This window comes from Sphingomonas sp. 2378 (assembly GCF_038084995.1).
Taxonomy (GTDB): domain Bacteria; phylum Pseudomonadota; class Alphaproteobacteria; order Sphingomonadales; family Sphingomonadaceae; genus Sphingomonas.
This window is the reverse complement of the sequence record NZ_JAXCMJ010000115.1, coordinates 1-760: the sequence shown is the minus strand read 5'-3', so window position 1 is coordinate 760 and position 760 is coordinate 1. Positions and strand designations below refer to the sequence as shown.

The 760-nt window shown below is 68.3% G+C and carries 1 protein-coding gene; it reads left to right on the top strand.

Going from position 1 to position 760, the window contains the following annotated elements:
- Positions 1-685: electron transfer flavoprotein subunit beta/FixA family protein (locus tag SM191_RS19535; protein ID WP_341507654.1), on the top strand; the 685-nt coding region annotated here is incomplete at its 5' end.
- Between the last annotated feature and the right edge of the window lie 75 nt (positions 686-760).

The following is a 760-nucleotide window of genomic DNA, read 5'->3' as shown; positions in this document are numbered from 1 at the left end:
CGGGACGGGCGTCGATCTGGCGAACGTGAAGATGAGCATGAACCCGTTCGACGAGATCGCGGTGGAAGAGGCGATCCGGCTGAAGGAGAAGGGGGCGGCTGCGGAAGTGGTCGTCGTCTCGATCGGCGAGCCCAAGGCGGCGGACACGCTGCGCACCGCGCTGGCGATGGGCGCGGACCGGGCGGTGCTGATCACCGCCGACCAGGCCCCCGAGCCGCTCGGCGTCGCCAAGCTGCTCGCCAAGGTGGTCGAGGAGGAGCAGCCCGGTCTGGTGATCCTGGGCAAGCAGGCGATCGACGGCGACAACAACCAGACTGGCCAGATGCTGGCCGGGCTGCTCGGCTGGGCGCAGGGCACGTTCGCATCCAAGGTCGAGATCGACGGCCAGACCGCCAACGTCACCCGCGAGGTCGATGGCGGTCTGGAGACGGTGGCGCTGACGCTCCCCGCCATCGTGACGACCGACCTGCGCCTCAACGAGCCGCGCTACGCCTCGCTGCCCAACATCATGAAGGCCAAATCCAAGCCGATGGCGACCAAGGCCGCCGCCGACTACGGCGTAGATGTTGCCCCGCGCCTGACGATCACCCATGTCGCCGAGCCGGGCAAGCGCCAGGCGGGCGTCAAGGTCGGCTCGGTCGACGAACTGGTCGAGAAACTGAAAGCACTGGGAGTGGCCAAGTGAAGACGCTGGTATGGGTCGAGCATGACGGCGGGGCCGTCAAGGATGCCACGCTGGCGACCGTCACGGCGGCGTCGA